Source organism: Psychrobacillus sp. FSL H8-0484, assembly GCF_038005325.1.
GTDB lineage: Bacteria > Bacillota > Bacilli > Bacillales_A > Planococcaceae > Psychrobacillus.
This window is the reverse complement of record NZ_JBBOSZ010000001.1, coordinates 2,038,003-2,063,567: the sequence shown is the minus strand read 5'-3', so window position 1 is coordinate 2,063,567 and position 25,565 is coordinate 2,038,003. Positions and strand designations below refer to the sequence as shown.

Sequence of the window (25,565 nt, the reverse complement as noted above, 5' to 3'; positions counted from 1 at the left end):
ATTTTTATGCATATCCCTATAATGGCTGAACTATTCTAGTGATTATGAGGAATTTATGATAGATAAAATCTATGAAAGCGATTGCACAACTTATGAGTCTATTATACATTTATTTAAACGGTTAACAATATTTATTTTCTTTTTATTTTAAAAATTCTGAAATAAAATTCTTAGAGAGTTTTCCATTCTATAGTAGTAGTCTAGTTTTTTTAAAACTAATACTTGTTATATTTAATTCGCTCTGATACTTTTAATATACAGAATGTTTTGTTTACTAAGTGCAAGCGATTGCACAATAAAGGAGTTTTGTTATGGAAAAAGCCGCTATTTTTCACAGGCCAGTCGATAATTTTGCTTACATGGTAGACGATCGTACTCTGCAAATCCGTATTAAATCAAAACAAAATGACCTGACGCGTGTTTCTTTGATTATGGGAGACCCATACATCTGGGAAAGTGGGGAATGGCAGTTTTCAGAAGTTCCAATGACCCTGGCCGGTAGCGATGGACTGTTTGACTACTGGGAAGTGGAAGCATTCGCTATAACTCGTAGACTGCGGTACGGTTTTAGGCTTTCTTCTCTCAATGAGGACCTTATTTATACAGAAAAAGGATTTTATAAAAAAGCTCCAACTAATTCTGATTATTATTTTTGTTTTCCTTACCTCCACAAAGAAGAACAGTTTAAGGCACCTGAGTGGGTGAAGGAAACCATTTGGTATCAAATATTTCCGGAGCGCTTTGCAAATGGAGACCCTTCGATTAATCCCCAAAATACGAAGTTATGGGGTAGTGAGCTGCCAGCAATAAACAATTTCTTCGGCGGTGACTTTGCTGGGATTACTGAACATCTAGACCACCTTACAGATATCGGCGTAAACGGCATATATTTCAATCCGATTTTTAAAGCTTATTCCAATCATAAGTACGATACGATTGACTTTATGGAACTTGATCCTCAATTTGGCGATGTAAAATCTTTCAAGAAACTGATTTCCGAATGCCATAACAGAGGAATCAAAGTTATGCTGGACGCAGTTTTCAACCATAGTGGCTACTACTTCCCACCTTTCCAAGATGTTCTGGAGAAAGGCGAGAATTCTCTTTACAAAGATTGGTTCCACATACACAACTTTCCCATCCAAGGGGGACCAAGACCGAATTATGAAGCTTTTGCTTTTGTTGAATCTATGCCGAAATTGAATACTTCAAATCCAGAAGTAAAAAAATATTTGATGGATGTGGGGACATATTGGATTAAGGAATTTAATATTGATGGCTGGCGACTTGACGTAGCCAATGAGGTAGATCACTCCTTCTGGCGTGAATTTAGGAAAGCTATGAAAGACGCAAAACCAGACCTTTATATACTTGGAGAAATATGGCATGATTCCATACCGTGGCTTCGTGGAGACCAGTTCGATGCAGTCATGAACTACCCTTTTACAACAAATGTATTGAACCTGGTTGCTAAAGGAAATATTAGCTCCAAGCAATTTGTAGAGAATATGAGCACGGTATACTTTAGCTACCCAAAAAACGTGTTCGATTTCACCTTCAACCTGGTAGGTAGCCATGACACCTCAAGGATCCTGACAGAATGCGATGGTAATGTGAAGCGAACAAAACAGGTTTTTACTATTCTTCTTACCTTTATAGGAACGCCTTGTATTTATTACGGAGATGAAATTGGGTTAACAGGTAAAGTAGATCCCGGCTGCAGGAAATGCATGGATTGGGACGTGGAAAATCATAATTCCGACATTAAGAATCATGTACGGACATTGACTACACTTCGTAAAACAGAGAAGCTTTTGGCGAACGAAGGAGCAGTTCGTTTCCTGCTACCTCAAGAAGATAATGGTATATTTGGTTATCGGAAGTACACGGAAAAAAAATCCGTTGTTGTCCTTCTCAATCCAAATTCGGCAGAACAAACCTTTACACTTGAAACAGACAGCAATTATGAAGTTCTCTATAGCTGTGAAGCGGAATTCGATGCTTCTCAAATCAAATTGGGGGAATATGGATTTTGCATCTTGTCTGACACCCATTAATTTTCGACAAAATTTTTCCATGCATAGCCTCCAATTTCAAGTGGCTCATGCACAAGAATTCTATATGTAAAACTAATGACTTCTCTGAACGTTTAAAGCCCTGATCTACTCATTTAAGAGTGCATCAGGGCTATTTCTTATGTATGAATTTACTTATGAAAACCGTATGAAAGCCTGATTTTGATAAAACCATCCCTGCTTATTATAGTTTAGGTAATCGTCTTAAAAACATACTATGGATAGAAAAATCTGCCTGTTCCTAACTACACAAATAGGACATAAAACGATGGAAAATCGCTTTACATCCTAGTAATCTCTTCTATTTTAGCCCTCTATCTTTCAAATATTGCGTATTACGTCTTGCTTTGTAACGCACATCATTATTTTTCCACCAAGCCCAAATCGATATTAAAAGAGTGATTATAAACGTAATATCTTCATTAGTGATTGGCAAAGCTTTATAACCTTTCATAACTAAAAACTGGTTAAGCCATGCTAGTAATAGTATGACAGTTCGAATAATCATCATTTTATCAAATGGTGCTGGATTCTGTTTATTCGTCAAATTAGGCCCCCCTAAAAAGATTTGATTAGTAGTTGTGCACTATAATCATATGATTCTATGGTTTGTCCTAATTCGACATTTTAATTTTATTTGTAACCCATATTAAATGCTTCTAATTAAGAGGTTTCATTCCTAATTAGGCAATAATAAAAATTACTTCTTCCTATTAATCCAATCGCCCGCAAGCATTCCATAAACAACATGATCGACGTAGTGATCATAAAGCCACTCTGCTTGTCTCACACGGCCTTCTTCTGTGAAGCCAAGTCTTTCGGGAATTGCTCTGCTTTTTTTATTTTCTACAGCTGCACGTATTTCCACTCGATTCAATTTCAAGTCAATTAAAGCATAGTTTACAAAAGCTTCGACAGATTTCGTCATTAAACCTAATCCTACATAGTCATTTCCAAGCCAATATCCAATACTTGTTGATTTATTATTCCAATCGATTTTGTGAAAACCAATAACTCCAGCCATTTTACCGTCATACCAAATGCCTGCTTGGAATCCATTATTCTCACCGAATTGTTTCATAGTAGATTGGATAAAGCCCTGCGTATCTGCTACAGTCTTCGTGTAATCAATGAATGGTAGCCATTCCTTTAGTGTTTCTTTTGATTGAATCGTTAACCCGAACACATGTTCAGCGTCCCGTAAATCGAGCATTTTTAGCTCAGTGTTGTCGTCTATTTTGTATGTAAACATGAAAATATCCCCCTATTTCTACTTATTTATTCCATATAAATAGTATAACAAATAATTAGATAATCAAAAACAGTTACTTAGTTTACATAATAATATTATGAGAACCTAAATTTTTATACTTCTCTATTGAAAGATTAGTTTGACTTCTATAAACTCAATCTATAGAGAAAATGGGGTGAGAAAAATTCAACAAACGAATATGAATAGCGAAAAAAGAACGTTTTTCCAATGGGTTAATTTTTTTATTCCATATTTATATACTGCAGGGATTGTTGTAATTATAGCTTGGATGATGATTGCATCCATTCTAATCGGGATATCGACGCTGAAAGAGAATCCAGAAGCTTTACTTTTACAATCTGAGATTAAAAATGATGTACAAGAAAAAGAAACCGCATTTACCATTATTGTTAAACCTTTTGTAGAATCTAACTTCAATCAAATTATTTTCCGTGGTCTCTTTTTACTCTTCATCTGGTTACTGTTATTTTTAACTATCCCTGTTGCCTTTAAACGGTTGAAAAGATTCAAGTTTTTAAACTTGGAATTTGAGGTAGACAATATAGAACAAGCTGCTATAGAAACGGTTGAAATTAGTGGAACTAAAGCTAGGCTTATGGCATATTTCACTGGTGATGATGCTTCTGGCAGAACGTTAGATTTCTTTTCTGAATCTACGATAGACTATAAAGAAGTACTAGAATATTTCCTAGCGGAAACCCAAATGGGGTACAAAAACCATCCAATCAATGGTGCATTTACGTACAATATATTCCATAATGCTGCTCCTGAAAAATTACGTGATTTAGTGGAAGAATCAAAGGAAACTGGAGAATCTGCGGTTTGGAATAAAATAGATGAGGATAATTTGTTAAAAAAGAGCTATCTTGTATACTATTTCTTTTACAATCGAAACGAATATATTACTGTGATAGAAAGCTATACGTATTCCTTTGATATTTTAGACAAATACTTATTTGAGCTATTACATAAGACTGTTAGTAAAAATATAGAAAATATTGAGTATATGGTAGCCTTAACAAACACAGATGAGCTGATGGATGAAGAATGACTCGCTTGACCGAACACCAAAAAATCATGTAATATAAAGGAAAGGAGTGATTCATATGGTCAGTGTCAAAACTCCAATTAATACCGATGATATTAAAGAGCGTGCAGCAAGAAAATTAAGGCTATTCAGTGCTAGTAAAAACACGAAACGTGATAAGCTTGTAACTGGAGATATGGTAAAGCCGATACATGTAAGTAAATCGGACCCATTAGTAAAAAGAATCACTAACTATCAAAAAAATAATTAGCCCTAGCCCACTTTATTCAAAGTGGGTATTTTTTATTGTATTTTAAGTTTTTGGAATGTTTTTTTGCTAATTCCTGCATGATTGGCGAAGATCCAACTAAATCCGCTGCATGCTTAACTGGTAGGCGCCCTAGATTAATGTCGCTAATGCTTTTAAATTTCTCTCCTTTTAAATACTTTGCGTAGATTTCAGATATCTTCAAGTTCGATCCCTCCTTTTCAGCTCTTGGTACAGTATGTGTATAACATAGTATATTCCCTCCTTTTCGTTTGCTATTCAAATCTACAAAAAAAGTGGTTTATTCTAAGGACTCTCCCTTAGCTTATTTGTGATGAGCATAAGAATGGTGCGCTTATTTTTAATAATTCGGGCTTACATTCGTTTAGGCAGAGATAATAGAAAAGTTACTGTGAATGATACCCGGTTCCAATAATTTGAAATTGTACGTGATTCCGGTATTTATTGTATATAGTAAGAAGTGTGGATTATTGATATGATTATGCCTGTGTCAAAGAAAAAGAGGAGATTTAGGAATGAGAAAAAAGGTTTTCATGGTAATGTTAGCACTCTTTGTGATCAGTGCTGGGGCGACATCCGCGAATGCACAACAGTTTCAGGATATGAAAGCCTATACTACCGTTACACAGGAACATGTTTCGGAATTGGCAGCACGCAACATCATAAAAGGAACGTCTCCTTCGACCTTTTCACCGAATGCGAATATAACACGCGGTCAAGTAGTGAAGATGATGGGTCGTTACGTCGAGGAGAGCGGCCTTGTGGAGGTACCTGCAAACTGGGAGCAGGGAGACCGATTTACCGATGTGCTACGGGAAACACCTGACCGTGAGCTACGCAAATACTCGGCACTTCTTCGAGATATGGGGGTTTTCGAAGGTCAACGCGGACATTTACGACCAAATGAACCCATGACACGTGAAAATATGGCGCTTGTACTGGAGAGACTCGTATTTCGCTTACGTCATACTTCTCTCACTGATTACGCCTATGATCAACCTTCAAATGTAACAGACCTAGCGAATGCAAAAGCGGAGGCAAAGCCGTATATCGAGGCGCTCAATGCATTACACATCTCGACCGTTCCGGAATTCAAGCCAAAAGCAACGGTCAAGCGTGTCCATTTTGCGTCATTCTTGATGAAAACAATCGAACTAATTGATAAAGAACGTCAAGTGCTGTATTTTGAACGTACTGCGGAGGAACTAGGATTTTCACGAATAGATCGTGTCAAAACGAAAGAAGGTTCACGTTATACGGTGACGTTTGATGAGCAGTCGATTTTCTTGTATACGAAGTTCGATGGGGATGAACACATAAATGAAGAAATTCTCATTACGGGCACCAATTTATTTGGTCGACCGCATGAATCATCTATGAGGCTAGTAAACATGTTTGGAATTAAACTATCCACTATCCCTGAGGATACTTCAAGATGGGGCCGTTCTGTTTCCTCAACCCTTTTTCTCATGAATACTTATACAGATCGTGTGAACCGTGATACGAAAGCAGGGATTGAGTATGTCCTTTCAACGCCTTATCTGGATGCTGAAGGTGTGTATATTGATTTTTCACCGCACCAAAACACACCGATTTATGAGGACACATTTACAGGCAATACGATAAAGCTTGTCGACGGAGAAATTGTTCGCACACCGAAAACAGAGACCTATCGCTACTATTTCGACTATGAAGGAGTACTCATTACCGATAATACGGCAAAGAACTACATCTTAGATAAACGCTATGGCGTGACAAGTGATGGAGAGGTTACATTTAACGGTAAGGTCATGACGGACCGGGAACTTTATTATTTACCAACTGTTCGACCAGTACCATTCGTTAATTGGAATGGGTTCTTCGGTGGATTTCCTTTTCCTGAGGAAGCGACGCTTGAGGAGATTTTGAAGTTCCATCAGACGGACGGAAAGAAATCAAGCATTCCTAAAACGTTCATGCATCCAATCGTCCTTGTAATTGATGGGGATAAAAATATCTATGGGACAATAGATTTGCGTGACGCCACTTTTGGCACATTTGCTGAAAAGCGACAGTAAAAACGATACTAGGTACTCACGCAATTCCGAATCAACTTAGCCCCATATTTATTAGACGAGTTTTACTCAAAATGGATAGAGATAGAAGAAAAAACTATATACTAGTTTATATTTGTCATGTGTATGCTCCTTTTGATAGTATAGGGAACTGATTTAATCGTCATTCCTACCTATACAATAGGAGCTTTTTTTGCCCTAAAGCAATTCAGCTGGATTCTATTGAACAGCCCTCCTGTAAACCAGGGGGCATTTGTGTATGATTTATTTAGTAATATTCAGGATGCAACAATCTTCTGGAATGAATTTCGACCATGAAAGTAACCGATCGATTCCTTCTTAATCTGTTAAATCTATTAAGGGTAATTGTTCATAGAAGTACGTTTAGTAATTTAGAGGGTTTTACTGACTTTCTTTTCTGTTTCAACAATGGTGTAAACAATCGCACTAGCTTTTGCGCCTTTCATTGATGCAGCGAACACCCAATTTTTTCTTCGGATAATGAATGGCTTAATGGACCTTTCACTTCTATTATTATCATCTAATTGTTGGTAGGGCCTCTTCAATTAGTTTACATAATAAAATTATATCAACCTAAATTATTGAACGGATTGTTTTCGATTACTTGTTGAATTTCTTTGTCCTCCACATGGGTATAAATTTGGGTAGTGGAAACACTTGTGTGGCCCAGGATATGCTGTAAACTTCGAATATCTGCTCCGTTTTTATACATAATAGTAGCGGAAGTATGTCTCAGCTTATGAGGAGTTATTTTTTCTTTGTTTAAGCCCGAGTCCTTGTTGATTTGCTTTACAATCTTCGCAACGGTTTGTCGTGTTAATCTAGTACCTTTTTGCGATAAAAACAACGCTTCATTTGAGCTAGCTCCTTGGATAAAGGAACGTTCTTTCTCCTTATAGACGTGAAGAGATTGTATACAAGCGTTGTTTAAGAAAACAGTACGTTCTTTGTCTCCCTTACCGACGATTCGTAACATATTGTCTTGAATGGAGTTAGTATTTAAGCTACATACCTCCGAAACACGAATTCCTAAGTTCAAAAAGAACATGATCATACTGTAATTGCGGTAGTAGTGATTACTTCTCTTTATTCCTGCTATAAACATTTCTGCTTCCTCTTGATTCATATAAATAGGCTTTTTCTTCCCTATCTTTGGCGTTTCCAACTCATCGGCAGGATTATCTTCAATTAATCTTTTTTTCCCTTTTAAGTATTTAAAAAATGACCTAAGTGTAGCTGTCTTTCTGGCTCTTGTAGCAGCACTATTATGTCGTTGTGCTTCACAGTACTCCAGAAACAAATACATATCTTCTAAAGATATTTCACGAATAAAATCGATGGTGATATCTTTAATCGGAATGACATCCATTTTATCTAATGCTACATCATCTTCGATTGCTTTTAAAAATCGGAAAAACAAGCTGATATCGTATTCATATTCTTTTCTTGTTCGCAATGATTTTCCTTTAATTGTTGTTAAATAGACTAAGAAATCTTTTAGAATTTTTGGAATTTCATGTTGCATACTCTCACCTCATCTCCTCCTATTTTATCACAATATAAGGTTCCCAAATATGTATTTGGGAACCTTATTTAAAAAGAATACGTTTTTTCGTTATAAATTCCATTTTGAACCAAATTGACCAATTCCTCCATCGTGCTTCAATTTAGCCCTGAGACGTCTTTAATTATTTTTTTACGTGTGATTGTATATAACTCACTTCTAAATTGCATTCGGTTATCTAGCAAGGAAAATGGAGTTTTATTCAACTCCTTTTGCTTCTTCTGATAATTTAAGAGTGGTCTGGATCCTTTTTCAATTTTTTCTTTCGTATTGTATATATAACTACTAGCAATAGAGGAAAAAAGAATCCAATTATAAGGGAGAGGGCAATAGATACTTTCGAGTCAAATTTTAATTGATATAAGATATTAGGGAAAATTATTACTGACAATACAACAATAATTACGCCTAAGGAAGAGGTTAAGGAGCGATAATCTTTCAAGTTAAAAATTTGTTTCAAGCCAAAAATAGCAGCATAGAAGTAAAGTACTGCTTTAAAAAACAGCCCAAGAATCCATAAAGTTGCCATTAGTGCCTCTATCCGCGTTAGAAAATTTCCAACGTTTATCACTTTAGCTAAAGCATAGCTCGGGTATACTTGGCGTGCAGTTGTAGTAGAACCTAGGACAAAAATACATAATAGTGTAATGATCGAAACGATAATACCACCGATAGCATTCCCAATAAAAAAGTTCTTTTTAGCTTTTTCAATATCTTTTATAAAAGCTGGGAATATCATAAATAAAACAATAGAATTTACTGATGATACAACAACTACAGCAATTGATGAATGAAGAAGTGAACCAATATTTTCTTGGAAAAATGGTTCCAGATTTTCGAAATTGATTTTTGGAGAAATGGTTAGCGTTAATAAAATAAATAGAAATAAAAACACAAAAATGAATATTTCAGCGGAACGAGCAATTGTTTCTAAACCGAGACGAACTGCTATTACGACTAGTAGAGCCATTAATATGTTCAGCGCTAGTATGGGTGTTTTGGGAAACATTTGTGTAATTAAAAATGTCCCAGAATGTGATAGAAGAGCAGATGTATAGAGAATACACATAAGTACAAATAAAAAAGATATAGTTTTACCAATTATTTTTCCAAATATTTTTTCGTTTACTTCGGTATAGGTAAGAGTAGGAAACCACATAGCAATAGTTGTAAAAAGCCAAATAACTAATTGACCAATTCCAGTGCCAATAATCGCTACAATCCAAGCATCTTGTTTTACTTGAGAACTTAAAATTGATGGGACGTATAAGATGCTTGTACCAACTGAAAAGAAAACAACCAATACCAAAAACTGGAATGAATTTATTTTCCCATTTTGCATCGTTACACATCCTTCCTTTTACTTTAACTATAGTGACAATAAATCAATGACAGGTTTTAAAATGGGAAATAAAATATCTACTGGACTTTGAATAGTTACTCCAAATCCACGTAAAATCCATGTACCTATACCTATGGCAAGAATAATTAAGAATAGGATTAATTCTTTTTTTAATTTTTTTTCTAAAAGTGGAGGTACTTCTATCGTTAGAATGACAGTTGCTACCATTAATATTCCTAAGCTACTCAGCATATCCTCTATTCCTTTATAGTTTCTTGAATGGGATTAATTACAGCACCAAAATGTCGAATGGTCATTTTCACTTTAATATTCACTGGTATCTCAGTGAACTCCTCATCCCACTGATCCTTTATTTTTTTCCATTCCTTGGGGTTTTGTTGGTGAATGGTTGCACCAAATCCAAAAATGTCTGATCCAAATTTATCTTGAACCACCATTATAGATTTACTAATACTTTTTTCTACTTGTTCTTCGTAAAGCTTCTCCAACATTTTAAGTGTTTCTTCTTTTGAAAGATCGATTGAACAATCTACTTCTCCTAAATTACCTGTTATTTGGATATTGACATCTATCTCAGGATTACCATTAACTAATTTACTTTTAAGCTTTGATTTAAATTTATTGACCTCGATATTTACTTTACCTCCTTCTGGGCAAGACATTGTCCCTAAAGTAGTCTTTATCTGATTCGTGACACCATTATAACCTCTGCTTTCATCATCCGTTAACCAACCGACTAACTTGTCACCCTTTAAAACCGCTAACTCTTGAAACTTAATATGAGCGGCAGGAGTGATGGATTCAACATTCTGTTTACTAGAACCACTTTCCTGGTCTCCTATCACTTGAATTCCTGTTAAAACACCCTCTTTTCCTTCACGCTCCAGATCTACTATCAATTCGGCTAATGTCACAGCACTCGTAGTGGCTAAATGTTTCTCTGACGTATGGAGTATCCAATATATATTGTTAGCAGGTATATTTTCTAAAGTTGTCTGTATATTCAATATGTTTTCAGCCGTATTATCTTTTGCAACTATCAGATAGAAGTCTGATCTCACTTCCCAATTCCTTGATAAATAGTCTAAAAGTGATCCAATTCCTTCTTTTGCTAATGATTCACCAATCACAACGATTTGTAAATGACCAGGATATATATGCCGAGGAGAGATAGAAGTCAATTTTTGAATTGCTTCATTTACAGTTTTCCCCTTTTCCTGAAAGAGAGTTACTGGTGAACGACCGGTTCCCGCTTTCATGGAAACCTCACTTGGCAATACAACTTGTGCTGAGACCAAATATTCATCTTCTACTTTATCCACTCCTAGCGCCATAGTGATAGCTAACTCATTTAATTCTCGTTTATCCCAACAACCGGTTAGAAAGAGGCTTAAAATTAATAAAAATAGGATCCTTTTTTTCATTGATTAAACACCTTTTTCCCCTTATTTATTTTTCTTAGAAGGTGCTGAATATTGCTGCCTAGTTCGATTTTTTGATATTAAGTCAGGGCGAGTAAGGAACTTCCATATTGGCATTCGAATAAAAGTATCTGTTTGTCCTTTTGTACTGAATGGAGCTAAAGGAGACATATAAGGAACACCAAATGAACGTAAACTACATAAATGCATAACTAGCGCAATTAAAACCACGATAATTCCAAATAAACCAAATGAAGCGGCAAATATCATAAATAGAAAACGTAGTATTCGCCCGGCAATGGCAATATCATATGTTGGTGAGACAAAACTAGAAATAGCCGTGATTGAAACTACTATTACCATTGCAGCCGAGATAATACCAGCCTCAACTGCAGCGGTTCCAATAACAAATGCACCCACAATAGACATCGCAGAACCAATAACTCTTGGCATTCTTAATCCTGCCTCTCGTAGAATTTCAAAGGTGATTTCCATAATAACCGCTTCAACAAAAGCAGGAAATGGTACACCTTCCCGCTGAGCTGCTAAACTAACTAGGAGTGGAGGAGGGATTAATTCTGGATGGTAGGTAAGTACAGCAATATATAAGGCAGGAGCAAGCAGTGCTATTCCAAATGAAACAAAACGAAGTAATCGTATTAAACTCGCCATGATCGAACGCTGATAATAGTCTTCAGAGGCTTGAAAGAATTGGACAAATAATGCAGGTATAATTAGGGCGAACGGTGTCCCATCAACCAAAATTGCTATTCGACCTTCTAAAATTCCAGCCGCTACAACGTCAGGACGTTCCGTATTAAAGACTGTAGGAAAAGGTGAATATTGAGAATCTTGTATAAATTCTTCTATATTTGCACTTTCCAATATTCCATCTATATCTATAAGATCTAATCTTTGACGAAGTTCGCTTACTACATTTTCATCTGCTACACCATTCAAATACATGATTGCAACATTCGTTTTCGAAAGCTTTCCGACTGTCCTAGATTCAATCCACAAACTTTGATCTTTTATTATCCGACGAACTAATGCCGTATTTATCCGTATATTTTCGGAGAAGCCTTCCCTTGGACCCCTCACTACACTTTGAGCGGATGGTTCAGTAACTCCCCGTTCCATCCAATGCTTATTTCCTACAATAATTCCCTTGGAATATCCATCGATTAAAATAATTGCATCTCCTGATAATAGCGCTGTATATAAGTCTTCCAATGTTGTTAAATCCTTTATTTCCCCAACAGTCATAGCAAAATCTTTTAAAGTCTTTAGAAGATTGGGTTCGGAAGCTAACTTTTTCTCTAGCTCCAAGCCTTTTATGTCAATCATCAGTGTTTCCAATATGAAATTTTGTAGAGAGGTTGCATCACTCAATCCATCCGTATAAACGACAGCGGCCTTAATCGAACCTTCCTTACCTATTCGAATTTCTCGAATAATAATATCGCCACTTTCTCCAAGTGTATCTTTTATAGTTTGAAGGTTTCCGGAAAGCTCTTTTTTAAGTGGAGTTTGTTCAGTTGATTGCTTTTCTTGTGCTTTAGTTTCTGGAGGTACTTTGTCTGTTGATTGCTTTTCTTGTGCCTTAGTTTCTGGAGATTCCTTGTTTGTTGATTGCTTTTCCTGTGCCTTAGTTTCTGGAGATACCTTGTCTGTTGATTGCTTTTCTTGTGCCATCGTTTCTGGAGGTACATTGTCTGCTGATTTCTTTTCTGGAGCCTTAGTTTCTGGAGGTACCTTGTCTGTTGATTGCTTTTCTTGTGCCTTACTTTCTGGAGGTACCTTGTCTGCAGATTTCTTCTCTGGAGGCTTAATTTCTGGAGATTCCTTGTTTGTAGATTTCTTTTCTTGTTCCTTAGTTTCTGGAGGTTCCTTGTCTGTTGATGACTTTTCTTGTGGCTTTTTTTCTGTTGATTGCTTTTCTGTTAATTCCTTGTCTTTTGATTTCATTTCGGGTGCTTTCATTTCTGTTAATTTCATTTTTGTTAATTTCTTATCAAGTGAATCCTTGTCTGTTGGCTTCATTTCTGTTAATTTATTATCAAGTAATACCTTCTCAGTTGATTCCTTCACTTCATTTGGGGAAGGATTAGAGGATTTTAAGACTATATTGTTTTTCTTTTTAAAAAAATCCATACAATCCCTCTTTGCTCTTCAAAATTTGTATTGTATCGCTAAGTTTCCCATATAAGGTTTATTTATTCGTTTATTAGAGCATTCGTTGCTAAATAGAATCATTTTTACTAGAAGGCACTTTAGACTGGTCATCAGGAGATTTTTTACACAAAAAAAAACCAAGAGGTCGCCTTCCCTCTTGGCTTTTTTAATATTAATTAATGCTCTCTCTGAAACACCACTTTACCCTTTAAGTACGTTTCTTCTACAGAAATTTGGTCTATCTCATTCGCAGGAATCTCTAATATATCTTTATTTAGAACAATAAAATCTGCATGATAACCTTCTTTTAACTGACCAACTTTTGGGATTCGTGTAACTACCTGCGCTTCTCGCGTATAAAGTTCGATTGCTGTTTCTACATCAATTCTCTCGGCATCTCCTGTATTTGTTCCATCATATGCAACTCGTGTTACAGCAGATTTAATCCCAACAAAAGGATTCACAGGGTCAGCCCAAGCAGTTGCAGGAGCGTCAGAAGAAATAGCAACTGGAATTCCAGCTTCTAACATCTTTTTGATGGGATACGTTGTTTTTGTGCGATCTATACCTAAATTCATCATGTAGCTTTCAATTTCTGCATATAAGAAGATTGGTTGCGGAACAAAAGCAATACTCATAGTTGCAACGCGTTTTAGAGCTTGTTCTGTAGGCATCGCTGCATGTTCAATTCGAATGGAAGGACCATTTTCAATCCAGCCATCCTTGCCATAAAATGTGTTTACAATTAAGTCGATTGCTTGCTGACCATTGCATGAACAACTAATTGAACGCCATTTTTTTTCGCATATTCCACAGCTTCTAAAAGTTCTTCTTCAGATGTTGTAGAGATACCATAATTATCTTCATCTCCTAAGAAAGGAGGATCAATCCAGGCAGTTCTTCCTGAAACACTACCATCAGAAAATAGCTTAACTCCACCAATATGAACAGCATTATCCCGGTTCGTATTTTCTGCATATAAAACTGGATTTACACGCAAATCTTCCCACATATAATAAAGCACGACATTTTGAGAAAGACCTTTTTCTCTTGCCAAGTTATATAAATCCAAATAATACATTGGTTTGTGGCTAGCCATTAAATCCGTGATTGCTGTTATACCATGTGCATATAAAGAATCGGAAAGTTCTGCAAGTCTATTCGCACTTTCCTCGATTGAAAGCTGCGGCATGATATTTAATACTAACAAGCGCGCCTCATAAAGTTAACGCATAAAACCACTGTGCACTTTGATATGCTTCCATCCAGAATGCATCATTATCTTCTACTGCCCAACATGCACTTAACGTTCCCATCACAACACATGCCTTTAATAATCGATCCTTATCTAATTGTAGTTCCTCACATAATAACATGACTCTCTTCTCCAATAGTCTCCTTGGATTATCGTTATTATGCAATTGATTGATTAAAAAAGATGTAAGATCAAAATAACGATCTCCGATAACTCCTTTTGGATCAATTGCCAACCATCCATAATGATTGGAAAAAAGGATGTTTTCGTGATGTAAATCACCATGGAGCAGTTCATTCCCTAAGGAACTGTCTATTATATCTCTACTATAGGTTTTTGCAAGTTGAATAAAATCCTTGGGAATCGGTCCTTCTTTAGCAGAATATTTATGTAAGTATCGATCAAATGCTATCATCCAGTCTACAATAGAAGGATGATCTACATTTATTTGAACTGGTTTGCGAATTACAGTCCAGACTTGAGCAAAACGTTTAATTGCAAGCTGTACTTCTACTTCCACGAGCGTCGTTCCTGGTAGTAAATGCTCTAGTAGCATGACTCCATTTTCAGCATCTGCTTTTAATAATTTTACACAACCTTTACCATCATAGGCTTGGAGTGTCCGTATTTCATTAGAAAAATCAGAATTAGGAATTCCAATTTTTAGAATTGCAGAGTTGTCATTTTCGTCCAATACTTTTAATACATAATTATACGACAGATTACTTACTGGACCAGCAGATTGGAGTTTCCACTTTTTAAGATAAGTTTCAATCAGTGAATCTAGTCCAACTAACCACACTCTACCTTCATCACCAAAAGCACCAATTATTTTACTTACGAACAGGTCTGGATACTTCATTTAATCGCCCCTCTCCAAAGTACTCCCCACTGCTTTCTTTTCTTATATATATTACACGATTTATCCTCCAACAATATAGCATGATTTTAGCTCCACTAAATGTTCTGTGCAATAGACGAAGCGTTCCAGGTCCATGTTTAATCGATTATGCAAACAAAGGATCATTTGACAGAGTGATCATTGGATCTCGTGGATTAAATACACTACAAGAAATGGTTTTTGGTAGTGTTAGTCATAAAGTGCTAAACAGAGTGAAATGTTCTGTGCTTGTTGTAAAGTAAAATAAGAAAAAGCGGATGTCACTAATATTCGTGGCATCCGCTTTTCTTTTTAGTTTTTGGCAAACTTGCCGTCGACCTCTACTGTTTCAAATATATTAATAAACGCATCCTCATCATGTTTACGTACAATTTGTTTAATCTGTAGTGTCTCATAACGTGTAACGACCATCATTAATATTTGCTTTTTTTCTAGAGTGAAGCCCCCATATCCTTCTGTTATCGTAACTCCACGGTAGATGGATGCTAACAGCTCTTTTCGAATTGCTTCACCTTTTGTTGTAACAATTTGCATCGTTAACTTTTCATGATTTGTATAAATCGTATCAAGCATTTTCCCTGTCAAATAAATAGACAATAGGGTGTATAATGCGATTTCCCATGTGAAAACAGCACCAGATATTAATACAATTATCCCATTCATCCCTGTAAGAAGAAGACCAACACTTACATTACTACTACGAGAAATCATAATTGCTATAATATCTAATCCCCCAGAAGTTCCAGAGTACTTTAATATCAGTCCGATTCCAATTCCACCTATAATTCCTCCAAAAATACTTGAAAGTAGGACATTATCCGTTATAGCTTCAGCCGGTAGTATGGAGAGAAATGCCGAAAGCGAAATAACACAAATCAGTGTATTAATGGTAATTCTCTTTCCTAACTTGAAATAACCAAGTACTAACAGAGGTAAATTAAGCACCAGATTCAATAAACCAGTATTAAATGGTGTAATGATACCTAACAAGATAGCAATCCCACTAATACCGCTGCTTAAAATACCATGTGGAACTAAAAAATAATTAAAAGCAAATGCTACTATTAGTGAACCCGCAACAACTATTAAATTTTTCATTTGAACGTACCTCCCCAAAATACCAAAAACAATAAAAAGCACTGAAAAATTGTGATTCCATGAGCAAAATTGTACCGTTATCATGCTGTCGATTTTCCAATTTTTTTGACTTCTTATGTTTAAATAAAAAACTCGCCCCAATTAGGGACGAGTTTTCGCTCGCGTTCCTACTTATATTCCATAGTATATCCTAAAGAGAATACGTTTAAAAAGATTTCAGAAAAGACTTTCTTATCCCTTTTCCGAGTATATACGCTTGGTAAAAATAACCTCAAAGTAATTTTATTATAAAGATTAATTTAACAACATTCCATAATTGTGTCAACAAGAAATCCTATAAGGAGACTATTTTGAGCTACCTACTGATATCTTACCATTATCTGTCTCTAGTTTTATCAAGTTATCTCCATCGCCAAATATTGTTTGTTTATTCGATTTTCCGAAAATATCAAGTTTCCCAATTTCTATGTCAGCTTCAATCGTCGCATTAGTTGGCTCTCTGTCTGTTTGGATCTCAATCAAACCATTATCTGTTGAGAGGGAAATAGGTCTTTCTAAATTACTTGTAATAAGAACAATGCGGCCATTATCAGTGGAAGCCTCTATATCACCTTCTACTTCATCCATCAAGATTTTCCCGTTATCGGTACGCACATTCACCGTTTCTGCTACTATATTTTTCATATGAATGAATCCATTATCTGTTTCCAAATGAACTGATTTCGCCTGCATATCTCTTGCAATAATTTCTCCGTTATCTAGTTCCGTCTTGATATTATTGTATTGTTTTTCTGGTACATAGACAGTTAGTTTGATATCCATGGATGTAAATCCAAACTGTATAAAATTCCAATTCTTTTGTGTTAATTCAATAGAGAGTGTATCCCCTTTTACATCTGCTGTGAAATTGTAATTCATTTTTTTCTTCATTCTTCCTGAAAACTCTACTTTTGTTTCATCATCTTTTGTAGAGATAAATTCAACAGAAGCATTGTCAGATTGTACCTCAATATTTTTATAATGATTATTTTCGACTACAATTTCTTCTGCTTTGTTGACTATCGCGTCTTTTATATTCACGAAAACATTTATTGCTGCTCCCGCTATTAATACAAATAAAGCTATAATAGCAACTTTTTTCATACTCATTTTTTCATCCTCCACTTTTCATTTTTCTTAGCTAATTTCCATTATAAAGAATGTATAAAAAATGGAAATGGTCTGAAGAAGTGATTTCATCTCAGGCTTAAGGCGTAGAAATGTATGATTGTACTATTTAGATGCGTGGGGATGTAAATTCATCGGATACAATTGGTTGTCTGAGTTGCAATTCAACCATATAGTGAAAGGATTGTAGGAATAATACAAGAAAAGCACAAGTGCTTTGGACTGGCTTTCGCTTATCATTATCAAAGGGTAAAAATATGGGAGGAAAGTGACTAGTTTCTTCTATTTGGCCAAGTAACACGCTTCCTAACCCTTTCCCTCTAATTTCTTCACTAAACCAAAAATCGTTTATCTCAAGCTAATTCCAATACACCTCTATTTTTCTATTTGTTTTTCTAGTAAAATCGTTTGCTCATTTAACAGTTCCGTATAAGTAGCTAATTCATCTTTACTACTTGTATTTATGTAAATAGGTTCACCAAAAATAATAGTTGCTTTTTTCATTTTCCGTAACTCCTTTAATGTTCTCGGACCAACATATAATGCAGGAACAATTGGAGCTTTTGATAAATTACTAATTGTTACAGCCCCTCTTTTTAACGGAGCATTTTCTGCAGCTCTGGTACCACTTGGAAATATGCCGACTACCTCTCCAGATTTCAACAGCTTCACTGGAATTTTAATACTACTTGGAGAAGGATTCTCTCGGTCCACAGGAAAGGCATTTATTTTCTGTAGGAAAGATCCGATGAATTTGTTTTCAAAAAGCTCTTTCTTTGCCATATAATGAATCGACCTTGGCACACAAATTCCTAAGATTACTATTTCCAGCCATCCTCGGTGTGTGCAAGTGACGATATATCCCTCATTCTTAGGCAACAAATGCTTATTTTTCACTTCTACTTTTCCAAATAAACGCACAACCATTTTCGCAACTGTTAATGTAAATTGATACATAGTCATCACCTTTTATTATCTAGTTTTAGTACCTAGTAATAATTATAAAGATTTTGAAAATAAAATACCAGACCAAATTGGTAGTCCTATGAATCCTCTCAAAGAATACTCTCTTCTCATTGGGTATACCACTTCGGCATATCTAGCTTAAAATCATCAAACTGATCAATTGTATATCGAGTATAACCTTGAAATTTTTCCTTTTGATTTATGCCACCTTCATGGCCCCATACTTCTGCGGAAACAATATGGATCGCAGCATACAGACGATGTAACTCCCAAAACGATGGTGGAACAGGATTTTTATCGTGATAACCATCCACTACACCACGTGAGTACGGTGTACTTACTTGTACATTAAAATATTCCATTTTATAAAATTCGTTGATTGGGTCCGCGTATGTAATTTTTTGCATATCGATTAAACCAGAGAATTGATCTTCATGAATTAATATATTTCCAGGGTGAAAATCATAATGCTGAACACAGCTAGGACGATTTTTCAATAAATGTAAATTATCTTGTATAAAAGGCAAGATGTTTTGATAGTTCGGATGTCTTCTAACAATATCTTGAAATAGAGGAGCTTGTCTTGCTATTCGAGCCCTCCAAGTTTCTTCCCAACTTGGATATTCTTTAGGTGCTTGGATGCTATGCATCTTCTTTAGAGTCTTCCCGACCTGAATTCCAATCTCATATTGCACTTCTGCACTTTTCATTGGTAATGCAACATCCCCGTTTTCTCCATTTAGATAGTCAAGAATCATGTAAGCTCTATCATTATATATTCCTACATCATGTACAAATGGAATATGAGTATCAATGGCATGAACAGCATTGGTAAGTTGCGCCTGTTTTTCTAGCTTTGTTATGTTCATATCTGGAGAAAAACGCAGTAAATATGTTTGATCTACGCACCATTTCTCGTCATTTGAAAACCCTTCTTCTATTAACTGAAAAGAGGTACATTTACTTAAAAACGGTATGTCTAGTTCTAGCATTATTTTCCCTCCCCGTTATTCAAAATCTTTCAAAATATTAGAACACTAGATTTAATACTACTAAAATTATGCAAATATGACAAATTTATTTCGAGACATAAAAAAGGCCAGTCTGCTATTCATTAGTTGAATAACAGACCGCCTAAAGAGTCATTACCTACCCTGCAGACCGCACGTTTTGTAAAACATTGATCGCAAACATGATTACGCTAAACACGACTAATACTCCACCAATTGCAATAAAGGTAATCGCAGCTTCTACACCATTCAAAAGATAAATTGCCAGTGCAACCATCATGATTGGAAGTCCGATATTCGCACTCCAAAAATGAAGCTTTGCATATAGATTGCTAGTAGCTCTTGGGAATAAATGATACACAATCCCTGCTAGAGCAAATGAAGCCCAGCCTAATAAATTGATGTGAACATGTACCCCTGTTAATGCAACATCGTGCGTCATGGACATAAAGAGACCTAAAATTACTCCAATGGCAAAATAGACAACCGAAATTTTAATAAATCTGATACCCATTTCTACCTGTCTCCTCTCTGATAAATAAAATAATAAGTGCTTATACATTCTATTTATGAAAAGAAAAGAGTATTCTCGGAATCATTAAAATTAATAGGTATGTTAATTGTTACTACTTTCCAAAATCATCCTGTTTGTTCGAATAAAACTTGAATTTTTTTGATATGCAGAGATGATTAATCGTTCCTTTGAATAGAATTGTAGGAGAAAGGAGTGATGTATTTTGGAAATGAATATATTAAGTATTTTCATTGGATTAATATTTTTCATTATCATAACTCGTATTGTGTATCAGCGAATTAAAAAGAAAAGGTTACCCCCCAGTAATTACACACCTTTCGATGATTTAATTTCAGGTATTGACCCAGACTTAAAACAAAATAATCAAATCATAAAAGATACGAAGCATGAAACTGCCTATGAAGAGAGAACAACTCGTAAAGACTAGTTCTCTCAGACTGTTGACAAATATCTCTTCAATTTGCGACGAGCTTTACTCTTGCGCAAGCTCGTCGCGTATATAGACTTTGGAATCGTTGTCGAAGGGTGCGTCGAACCTAGGTTTCCTTCTTCGATAAGCTTTTGTTTTCAAGTCAGTCTGAAATGATACTTTTAAATTTATATTTTTTCTACTATTACTATTACATTTTAAAGGAAATGAGCTCGTGTTTGACATGAAATCCAGCCGATTTATATAAATGGACCGCTTTTTCGTTTACCAATGCTACACATAACGTAACTTCTGTTATCTCGTCATAAGAGAAAAGATGATCTAATGCCACCCTCATTAGTTTTGTTCCAATACCTTGTTTTCGGTAATCGGAGGAAACCGCGATATATTCAATAGCCCCTTCCTGGTTTTCAGGATCTGCTTCTACGTATACATAACCCTTCATTTTTTCATCTGTATCCTTCATAATCAATAATTGATTTTCCTTATTTATACGTTGAAGTATTTCATCTGCTCCGTAATATGTATGCGGAAATGCAGCTGCATGAAGAGTAATAAATGACTCAAGGTAAGAGGATTCATATTTGATAATGCCATATGATTCCACTGATCTTGTATTATTACGATGTGCCTTTAGAATTAGGTGATGATCGTTTTCCATACCGCCTAAATTCTGCACAAATTGACGTGTAAGCATATTTTCATTATTTACAAAGAACGAATACGATTTGATATCCAGTGGCGTTATTAAATTCATCTTTTCCCATAAATCATTTGCTAACGATTCAAACTTCCCTTCATCTTTTATGAAAGGTCCCCACACTTCAACACTTTTAGTTTCTACATCGATGTCAAACCCCAAAGCACCAATTATTTCATCGTTATCGTATGCTACTGCAAATGATTCAGAGAGATCTAAGTCAGAGAAATCATTAAGTAGCGTATGATAAATCTCGCTTTTAGATTCCCCGCAATAACCAATATGGGTTTTTGGGTTATTGTTCATCTCTTCTAAAAACTGAGACAGGCTATCAATATCTATTGGAGAGGCTATATTTAGTGTCATTTTTGATAACCCCTTCACTTTAATCATAATTTGCGAGCTTTGTATCATTATTATCGATGCATTTCAATATTTCTTTATTTTTCCGGAACCAGAGATTCATTTCATCACCCAATAGCGCCGATAGTAAATGTACACTTTTCCTCATTAAAGTTTCTTCGTAAAGCATATTATACGATTCGACTCTATAAAACCTAGTCTCAAATGCATAACAAGGCTATCTTCATTATGTAATTCACAATCGCTAGCAAATTCAAAACACCCTTTGCGTTTCGCCCATTCCTCGCAGTAAGTAACTAGTAATCTTGCATACTCTTGTTGTCGAAATGCTTCTTTTATAAAAAGTCCCTCTAAGTAACCAACAGGGTTGGATTCAGTTCCCTCGACATAATCGTTTCGTAGTTGACATTGTGCAAATCCAATGGCCTCTTCTCCTTCATATGCTAAAAAGATGGCGGTGTTTTCAGAGGATATAAACTGGTGAATGTCTTCGGTAAATTCCTCTACTGAATGTCCTGTCCAAAGAAGCGACGCTAGTTCTGCAGCAATACCAGCTTCCTCTAATGTTGCTTGTTTAAGCATAAATCCTCCTCCAACTATTCGTGTTTGTGAACTTTCTTTCCAACTCTTGAATCGTTAGTTCGTAGTTCATTTAACATTTTTCTATTTTAATTAAGACCTGTAATACCTTAAACTAAAGGAGTAATCATACCTACAACTCAAGTAATATGAGCAGATAATAAATTCTTTTAGATCTCCCTCATTGAATATCTACTATAAATCTATTTCGATACACATTAACTAACTCCTCTTTTTATATTATCCTGCAACTTTGTTTGAATAACGGAAAGTATAAAAAAACTAATAGGTAGTGAAATACTGCTACCAGAATCATAATTACACCTAGTCCAAGTGCCTCTCTTGATGTCAATGATTAATTGGGGAATGACACATTTAAAACATTTAGATAATTTTTATGGGGAAAACGTGGAAAAAGCAATCAAAAAGAGTTGAATACAACACATTTTGATTACTTTTATTTGAGTTAAAACAATTTGTCGAAAATTATTCAATAGAGCAATATTCGATCTATCGAAATTGCATTTTGGGGAAATACTGCGTGTATTTTTAATGAGAAGGATGGCAAAAACATTCTAAAGTGTGGTCATTCACCAATCCAACAGCTTGCATATAAGAATAACAAATCGTACCACCTACAAATGTAAATCCATCTTTTTTTAGACGTTTGCTCATTTTATCACTTATTTCACTTGTAATTGGAACTTCTTTAACTGTCTGCCAATGGTTAACAATTGGAGTGTAATCTACAAAACTCCATATATAATTAGAAAATGAACCGTATTCTTTCTGAATCTTTAGGAATGCCTTTGCGTTCGTTACGACGCTTTTAATTTTTAATTTATTTCGAACAATGCCCTTATCTTCTCTTAATAATTCTAATTTTTCATCTGTATAGTGTACAATTTTTTCCGCTTCAAAATTATCAAAAGCATTTCGATAATTTTCTCTCTTTTGTAAAATTGTCCACCAACTGAGCCCCGCCTGTGCACCTTCTAAACATAGCATTTCAAATAATAGTCTATCATCATAAACAGGGACACCCCATTCGTTATCGTGATATTTCATATATAAAGGTTCTTTTGTTGTTACCCACGTACATCGACTAGTCATTTAAGCACACTTCCTTTTCTCATTTCCCCATTTAATTTCATCTTCCGAGCATTTTATAGATCTACACTAGATATAGAACAAATGTTCCGTTAAGTCAATTATCAAAATAGATTGTTACAGGTCCATAACAAAAAAAGAATAGGCAAATGTTTAATACATTCAGGTATCTTCTATTATCCAACCTAAAAAACCCGTTCAACAAGGACCGGTTTTACTTCTATATTGTGCCTTTGTTAGTTCTATAAGCTATTTTTCATATTAGCTATTATAATTTTTAGCTCCATTAAGTCATCTATTACCAAATCAGCCTGAGCTAGTTCATCTTCTTGTGCAAAATCAAAATTACATCCAATTGCAATTAAACCATTATCTTTAGCTGCTTTTATATCAGAAAGACGGTCTCCTACTACTGCTGCTTTTTTTATATCATATTTTTTTATAATTGTTTTAACTAAATCTCCTTTATCTAGCGTTTGTATTTGTTGAATACTAAATGTTTCAGTAACCCAATTATCCAAATTATAGTAACTCACAATTGCTTTTAAATATTCCGTTAAACCATTACTTGCTATGTAAATGGAACAATTATTCTCTTTTAAATAACCGAAAACTTCAATTACATTAGGATATAAAGCACCTTTCCCACTTCTTATGTTTTCAACTAATCTTTCTAGAAAATAAGCATCAGCTTGTTCTCTTATTTCATTAGAATGATTAGGTAACAAAGCTTCCCATACTTTTGGTAAAGGTACACCCATAATTTCACGGTATTTATCAATAGGGGTTACTGAATCCCATTTATTTATTGAGTGTAAATGGTTAAAAGTATCATCAAGTGATATTTCTAAAATTTTATCTGTTTGAAATAGAGTTCCATCCATATCAAAAATCAGTGATTGTAACATTACTTCCTCTCCCTTTTTACCATTGCTGAATAACATCTAAAGTTTAACATAATGACAGAATTATTTAACCAATCCTTATTCAACTAATCTGCCCCTTTAGCCACCCATGAAGCCCTGCTTCACCACAGAATATGCAAGTAAATCATGGTCGAGTAAAAGAGGAAGTATTCGGCCTACACCTAAAAATAATCATCACTGTATTTAAAATGTATGAAAATATTGTATAGAGTGTGATATGGTAGATTATCTACAACTAATGATTAGAAGGTGATGACCATGCTAGAAGTAAGTGAAAGTAAATTAGGACAGTATGTCGTACATTATGTAAGCGATACGCTTGTTTTGGGAGATGAGGTCTTCTCTCAACCTGAGGTAATGCTTGAAGCTGCTTTTACACAATTAGCGTTTAACAAAATTGATTTTGAGCAGCAATACGAATTTTTTCACGAAACGGATATTGGATTAAATGAAGTCTATACATATGTAAATTCCATTTTTGATCAGGAGAGCAGTTTCCTTGAACAATCTAAGCATATCGCCACTCACTTACAAAGTGTATCCCAACACCCAAATATTAAAAGTGGTGAATTGTTTATTGGATTATTCGATAATTGTTTGTGGCATACAGAGGTAAAAAAGGTAATTGCCATTGTAAAAATTGATGAAAAAGAAATGTTTTTAGATGTGAAAAACGAGCAAAACAAAATGATTGTGAATGGCATCGACGGTATTAATGTGAAGAAAATCAATAATATGGCCGTAATCATCGATATGGGGCCAGACATAGCACCAGCTGTCTTTATGAAAACCAAAAAGAAAGAAGATGTTGTTTACTGGCAAGAGCGTTTTTTAAAGATTAAGGTAGCGGATGAACATTATCATAAAACCAATTTAGCGTTAACAGAATGTAAAAAATATATATTAAAAGAAGAAAGTTTTACGAATACGGAGAAACTCGGTTTTTTAAACAAAACGCTCGATTATTTTAGAAATGAAGAAGAATTCCAGGTAAATGATTTTATTGATACCGTATTTGAAAAGGCAGATCCGGTACAAAAAGAAGTCATCGTAAATTCGGTAAAGCCGTACGAAACTGTCATTTCCGAAAGTGCGATCGAAAAGGTAGAAAAAACTTATAAACGCAAAATAAAACTTGATTCTAATATTGAAATTCAGGTTAACGTACGAAATATCGAGCAAGTCGATGAACTGATTGAAGTAGGCTATGATGAAGCAAGCAATCGAAAGTTTTATAAAATCTATTTCCATGAAGAAATATAA

General features: G+C 35.1%; 24 protein-coding genes and 3 pseudogenes. 7 read left to right on the top strand and 20 right to left on the bottom strand.

The window, feature by feature from the left end; all coding sequences use genetic code 11:
• Positions 1-311 precede the first annotated feature (311 nt).
• On the top strand, positions 312-2,057 hold the full coding sequence (locus tag MHH81_RS09945; protein ID WP_340920628.1) for a glycoside hydrolase family 13 protein: 1,746 nt from the start codon (positions 312-314) through the stop codon (positions 2,055-2,057).
• A gap of 319 nt (positions 2,058-2,376) precedes the next feature.
• Here MHH81_RS09945 and MHH81_RS09940 read toward each other — a convergent pair whose 3' ends face one another.
• Both MHH81_RS09940 and MHH81_RS09935 read right to left on the bottom strand, forming a co-directional pair.
• A complete protein-coding gene (locus tag MHH81_RS09940) occupies positions 2,377-2,622 on the bottom strand; it encodes a phage holin (protein WP_340920626.1) in 246 nt (81 codons plus the stop codon).
• A gap of 153 nt (positions 2,623-2,775) precedes the next feature.
• Positions 2,776-3,327, bottom strand: coding sequence for a GNAT family N-acetyltransferase (locus tag MHH81_RS09935; protein WP_340920624.1), 552 nt, complete (start codon positions 3,325-3,327; stop codon positions 2,776-2,778).
• Between the two features lie 175 nt (positions 3,328-3,502).
• Here MHH81_RS09935 and MHH81_RS09930 point away from each other — a divergent pair, with 175 nt between their 5' ends.
• Together MHH81_RS09930 and MHH81_RS09925 are read left to right on the top strand one after the other, a co-directional pair.
• Positions 3,503-4,399, top strand: coding sequence for a hypothetical protein (locus tag MHH81_RS09930; protein ID WP_340920622.1), 897 nt, complete (start codon positions 3,503-3,505; stop codon positions 4,397-4,399).
• A 55-nt stretch (positions 4,400-4,454) separates the two neighbouring features.
• Positions 4,455-4,646, top strand: a complete 192-nt coding sequence (locus MHH81_RS09925) for a hypothetical protein (RefSeq protein WP_340920619.1) — start codon at positions 4,455-4,457, stop codon at positions 4,644-4,646.
• 16 nt (positions 4,647-4,662) lie between these two features.
• Here the strand turns inward: MHH81_RS09925 and MHH81_RS09920 are convergent, their stop codons facing one another.
• A complete protein-coding gene (locus tag MHH81_RS09920) occupies positions 4,663-4,848 on the bottom strand; it encodes a hypothetical protein (RefSeq protein ID WP_340920617.1) in 186 nt (61 codons plus the stop codon).
• A 331-nt stretch (positions 4,849-5,179) separates the two neighbouring features.
• Here MHH81_RS09920 and MHH81_RS09915 point away from each other — a divergent pair, with 331 nt between their 5' ends.
• Positions 5,180-6,721: an S-layer homology domain-containing protein gene (locus tag MHH81_RS09915; RefSeq protein WP_340920616.1), complete on the top strand. Its 1,542-nt coding sequence runs from the start codon at positions 5,180-5,182 to the stop codon at positions 6,719-6,721.
• A 410-nt stretch (positions 6,722-7,131) separates the two neighbouring features.
• Here the strand turns inward: MHH81_RS09915 and MHH81_RS09910 are convergent.
• The 8 genes and pseudogenes from MHH81_RS09910 to MHH81_RS09875 all read right to left on the bottom strand — a co-directional run.
• Positions 7,132-7,257 (bottom strand): annotated as a pseudogene (locus tag MHH81_RS09910) (IS66 family transposase); the annotation flags it as partial.
• Positions 7,258-7,307: 50 nt separating this feature from the next.
• A complete protein-coding gene (locus MHH81_RS09905; protein ID WP_340920614.1) occupies positions 7,308-8,264 on the bottom strand; it encodes a tyrosine recombinase XerC in 957 nt (318 codons plus the stop codon).
• 268 nt (positions 8,265-8,532) lie between these two features.
• Positions 8,533-9,645 carry a GerAB/ArcD/ProY family transporter gene (locus MHH81_RS09900; protein ID WP_340920612.1) on the bottom strand — a complete coding sequence of 371 codons (1,113 nt, stop codon included), beginning with the start codon at positions 9,643-9,645 and terminating at the stop codon, positions 8,533-8,535.
• Between the two features lie 27 nt (positions 9,646-9,672).
• Complete coding sequence (locus MHH81_RS09895; RefSeq protein WP_340920610.1) at positions 9,673-9,897, bottom strand: hypothetical protein; 225 nt, start codon at positions 9,895-9,897, stop codon at positions 9,673-9,675.
• A gap of 5 nt (positions 9,898-9,902) precedes the next feature.
• Positions 9,903-11,090, bottom strand: coding sequence for a Ger(x)C family spore germination protein (locus tag MHH81_RS09890; RefSeq protein ID WP_340920607.1), 1,188 nt, complete (start codon positions 11,088-11,090; stop codon positions 9,903-9,905).
• A gap of 21 nt (positions 11,091-11,111) precedes the next feature.
• On the bottom strand, positions 11,112-13,241 hold the full coding sequence (locus tag MHH81_RS09885) for a spore germination protein (protein WP_340920604.1): 2,130 nt from the start codon (positions 13,239-13,241) through the stop codon (positions 11,112-11,114).
• Positions 13,242-13,438: 197 nt separating this feature from the next.
• Positions 13,439-14,454 (bottom strand): annotated as a pseudogene (locus MHH81_RS09880) (amidohydrolase).
• A gap of 25 nt (positions 14,455-14,479) precedes the next feature.
• Positions 14,480-15,379, bottom strand: coding sequence for an aminoglycoside phosphotransferase family protein (locus tag MHH81_RS09875; RefSeq protein WP_340920601.1), 900 nt, complete (start codon positions 15,377-15,379; stop codon positions 14,480-14,482).
• Between the two features lie 125 nt (positions 15,380-15,504).
• Between MHH81_RS09875 and MHH81_RS09870 the strand changes: the two are divergent.
• Positions 15,505-15,660: pseudogene (locus MHH81_RS09870) on the top strand (universal stress protein); the annotation flags it as partial.
• Positions 15,661-15,709: 49 nt separating this feature from the next.
• Here the strand turns inward: MHH81_RS09870 and MHH81_RS09865 are convergent.
• The 5 genes from MHH81_RS09865 to MHH81_RS09845 all read right to left on the bottom strand — a co-directional run bounded on the left by MHH81_RS09865 (position 15,710) and on the right by MHH81_RS09845 (position 20,173).
• Positions 15,710-16,516, bottom strand: coding sequence for a YitT family protein (locus MHH81_RS09865; protein ID WP_340920598.1), 807 nt, complete (start codon positions 16,514-16,516; stop codon positions 15,710-15,712).
• 345 nt (positions 16,517-16,861) lie between these two features.
• On the bottom strand, positions 16,862-17,665 hold the full coding sequence (locus MHH81_RS09860) for a DUF4097 family beta strand repeat-containing protein (protein ID WP_340920594.1): 804 nt from the start codon (positions 17,663-17,665) through the stop codon (positions 16,862-16,864).
• A gap of 393 nt (positions 17,666-18,058) precedes the next feature.
• Positions 18,059-18,640: a lysophospholipid acyltransferase family protein gene (locus MHH81_RS09855; protein WP_340920592.1), complete on the bottom strand. Its 582-nt coding sequence runs from the start codon at positions 18,638-18,640 to the stop codon at positions 18,059-18,061.
• Positions 18,641-18,756: 116 nt separating this feature from the next.
• Positions 18,757-19,641 carry an aminoglycoside phosphotransferase family protein gene (locus tag MHH81_RS09850; RefSeq protein WP_340920588.1) on the bottom strand — a complete coding sequence of 295 codons (885 nt, stop codon included), beginning with the start codon at positions 19,639-19,641 and terminating at the stop codon, positions 18,757-18,759.
• Between the two features lie 157 nt (positions 19,642-19,798).
• The gene (locus MHH81_RS09845; RefSeq protein ID WP_340920586.1) at positions 19,799-20,173 is read right to left on the bottom strand and encodes a cytochrome-c oxidase; all 375 of its coding nucleotides are present in this window, start codon (positions 20,171-20,173) and stop codon (positions 19,799-19,801) included.
• A 223-nt stretch (positions 20,174-20,396) separates the two neighbouring features.
• Here MHH81_RS09845 and MHH81_RS09840 point away from each other — a divergent pair, with 223 nt between their 5' ends.
• The gene (locus tag MHH81_RS09840; protein WP_340920584.1) at positions 20,397-20,621 is read left to right on the top strand and encodes a hypothetical protein; all 225 of its coding nucleotides are present in this window, start codon (positions 20,397-20,399) and stop codon (positions 20,619-20,621) included.
• A gap of 193 nt (positions 20,622-20,814) precedes the next feature.
• Here MHH81_RS09840 and MHH81_RS09835 read toward each other — a convergent pair whose 3' ends face one another.
• From MHH81_RS09835 to MHH81_RS09820, 4 genes are all read right to left on the bottom strand, one after another.
• The gene (locus MHH81_RS09835; protein WP_340920582.1) at positions 20,815-21,690 is read right to left on the bottom strand and encodes a GNAT family N-acetyltransferase; all 876 of its coding nucleotides are present in this window, start codon (positions 21,688-21,690) and stop codon (positions 20,815-20,817) included.
• Positions 21,691-21,834: 144 nt separating this feature from the next.
• Entirely contained in the window at positions 21,835-22,269 is a 435-nt protein-coding gene (aac(6'), locus tag MHH81_RS09830; protein WP_340920580.1) for an aminoglycoside 6'-N-acetyltransferase, read from the bottom strand.
• 546 nt (positions 22,270-22,815) lie between these two features.
• Entirely contained in the window at positions 22,816-23,379 is a 564-nt protein-coding gene (locus MHH81_RS09825; RefSeq protein WP_340920578.1) for a DNA-3-methyladenine glycosylase I, read from the bottom strand.
• A gap of 239 nt (positions 23,380-23,618) precedes the next feature.
• A complete protein-coding gene (locus MHH81_RS09820; RefSeq protein ID WP_340920576.1) occupies positions 23,619-24,284 on the bottom strand; it encodes an HAD family hydrolase in 666 nt (221 codons plus the stop codon).
• A 276-nt stretch (positions 24,285-24,560) separates the two neighbouring features.
• Here MHH81_RS09820 and MHH81_RS09815 point away from each other — a divergent pair, with 276 nt between their 5' ends.
• On the top strand, positions 24,561-25,565 hold the full coding sequence (locus tag MHH81_RS09815) for a nucleoid-associated protein (protein WP_340920573.1): 1,005 nt from the start codon (positions 24,561-24,563) through the stop codon (positions 25,563-25,565).

Coding starts and splice junctions, on each gene's coding strand:
- MHH81_RS09945 (WP_340920628.1), top strand. CDS start 312: ATGGAAAAAGCCGCTATTTTTCACAGGCCAGTCGATAATTTTGCTTAC.
- MHH81_RS09935 (WP_340920624.1), bottom strand. CDS start 3,327: ATGTTTACATACAAAATAGACGACAACACTGAGCTAAAAATGCTCGAT.
- MHH81_RS09925 (WP_340920619.1), top strand. CDS start 4,455: ATGGTCAGTGTCAAAACTCCAATTAATACCGATGATATTAAAGAGCGT.
- MHH81_RS09915 (WP_340920616.1), top strand. CDS start 5,180: ATGAGAAAAAAGGTTTTCATGGTAATGTTAGCACTCTTTGTGATCAGT.
- MHH81_RS09905 (WP_340920614.1), bottom strand. CDS start 8,264: ATGCAACATGAAATTCCAAAAATTCTAAAAGATTTCTTAGTCTATTTA.
- MHH81_RS09900 (WP_340920612.1), bottom strand. CDS start 9,645: ATGCAAAATGGGAAAATAAATTCATTCCAGTTTTTGGTATTGGTTGTT.
- MHH81_RS09895 (WP_340920610.1), bottom strand. CDS start 9,897: ATGCTGAGTAGCTTAGGAATATTAATGGTAGCAACTGTCATTCTAACG.
- MHH81_RS09890 (WP_340920607.1), bottom strand. CDS start 11,090: ATGAAAAAAAGGATCCTATTTTTATTAATTTTAAGCCTCTTTCTAACC.
- MHH81_RS09885 (WP_340920604.1), bottom strand. CDS start 13,241: ATGGATTTTTTTAAAAAGAAAAACAATATAGTCTTAAAATCCTCTAAT.
- MHH81_RS09875 (WP_340920601.1), bottom strand. CDS start 15,379: ATGAAGTATCCAGACCTGTTCGTAAGTAAAATAATTGGTGCTTTTGGT.
- MHH81_RS09865 (WP_340920598.1), bottom strand. CDS start 16,516: ATGAAAAATTTAATAGTTGTTGCGGGTTCACTAATAGTAGCATTTGCT.
- MHH81_RS09860 (WP_340920594.1), bottom strand. CDS start 17,665: ATGAGTATGAAAAAAGTTGCTATTATAGCTTTATTTGTATTAATAGCG.
- MHH81_RS09855 (WP_340920592.1), bottom strand. CDS start 18,640: ATGTATCAATTTACATTAACAGTTGCGAAAATGGTTGTGCGTTTATTT.
- MHH81_RS09850 (WP_340920588.1), bottom strand. CDS start 19,641: ATGCTAGAACTAGACATACCGTTTTTAAGTAAATGTACCTCTTTTCAG.
- MHH81_RS09845 (WP_340920586.1), bottom strand. CDS start 20,173: ATGGGTATCAGATTTATTAAAATTTCGGTTGTCTATTTTGCCATTGGA.
- MHH81_RS09835 (WP_340920582.1), bottom strand. CDS start 21,690: ATGACACTAAATATAGCCTCTCCAATAGATATTGATAGCCTGTCTCAG.
- MHH81_RS09825 (WP_340920578.1), bottom strand. CDS start 23,379: ATGACTAGTCGATGTACGTGGGTAACAACAAAAGAACCTTTATATATG.
- MHH81_RS09820 (WP_340920576.1), bottom strand. CDS start 24,284: ATGTTACAATCACTGATTTTTGATATGGATGGAACTCTATTTCAAACA.
- MHH81_RS09815 (WP_340920573.1), top strand. CDS start 24,561: ATGCTAGAAGTAAGTGAAAGTAAATTAGGACAGTATGTCGTACATTAT.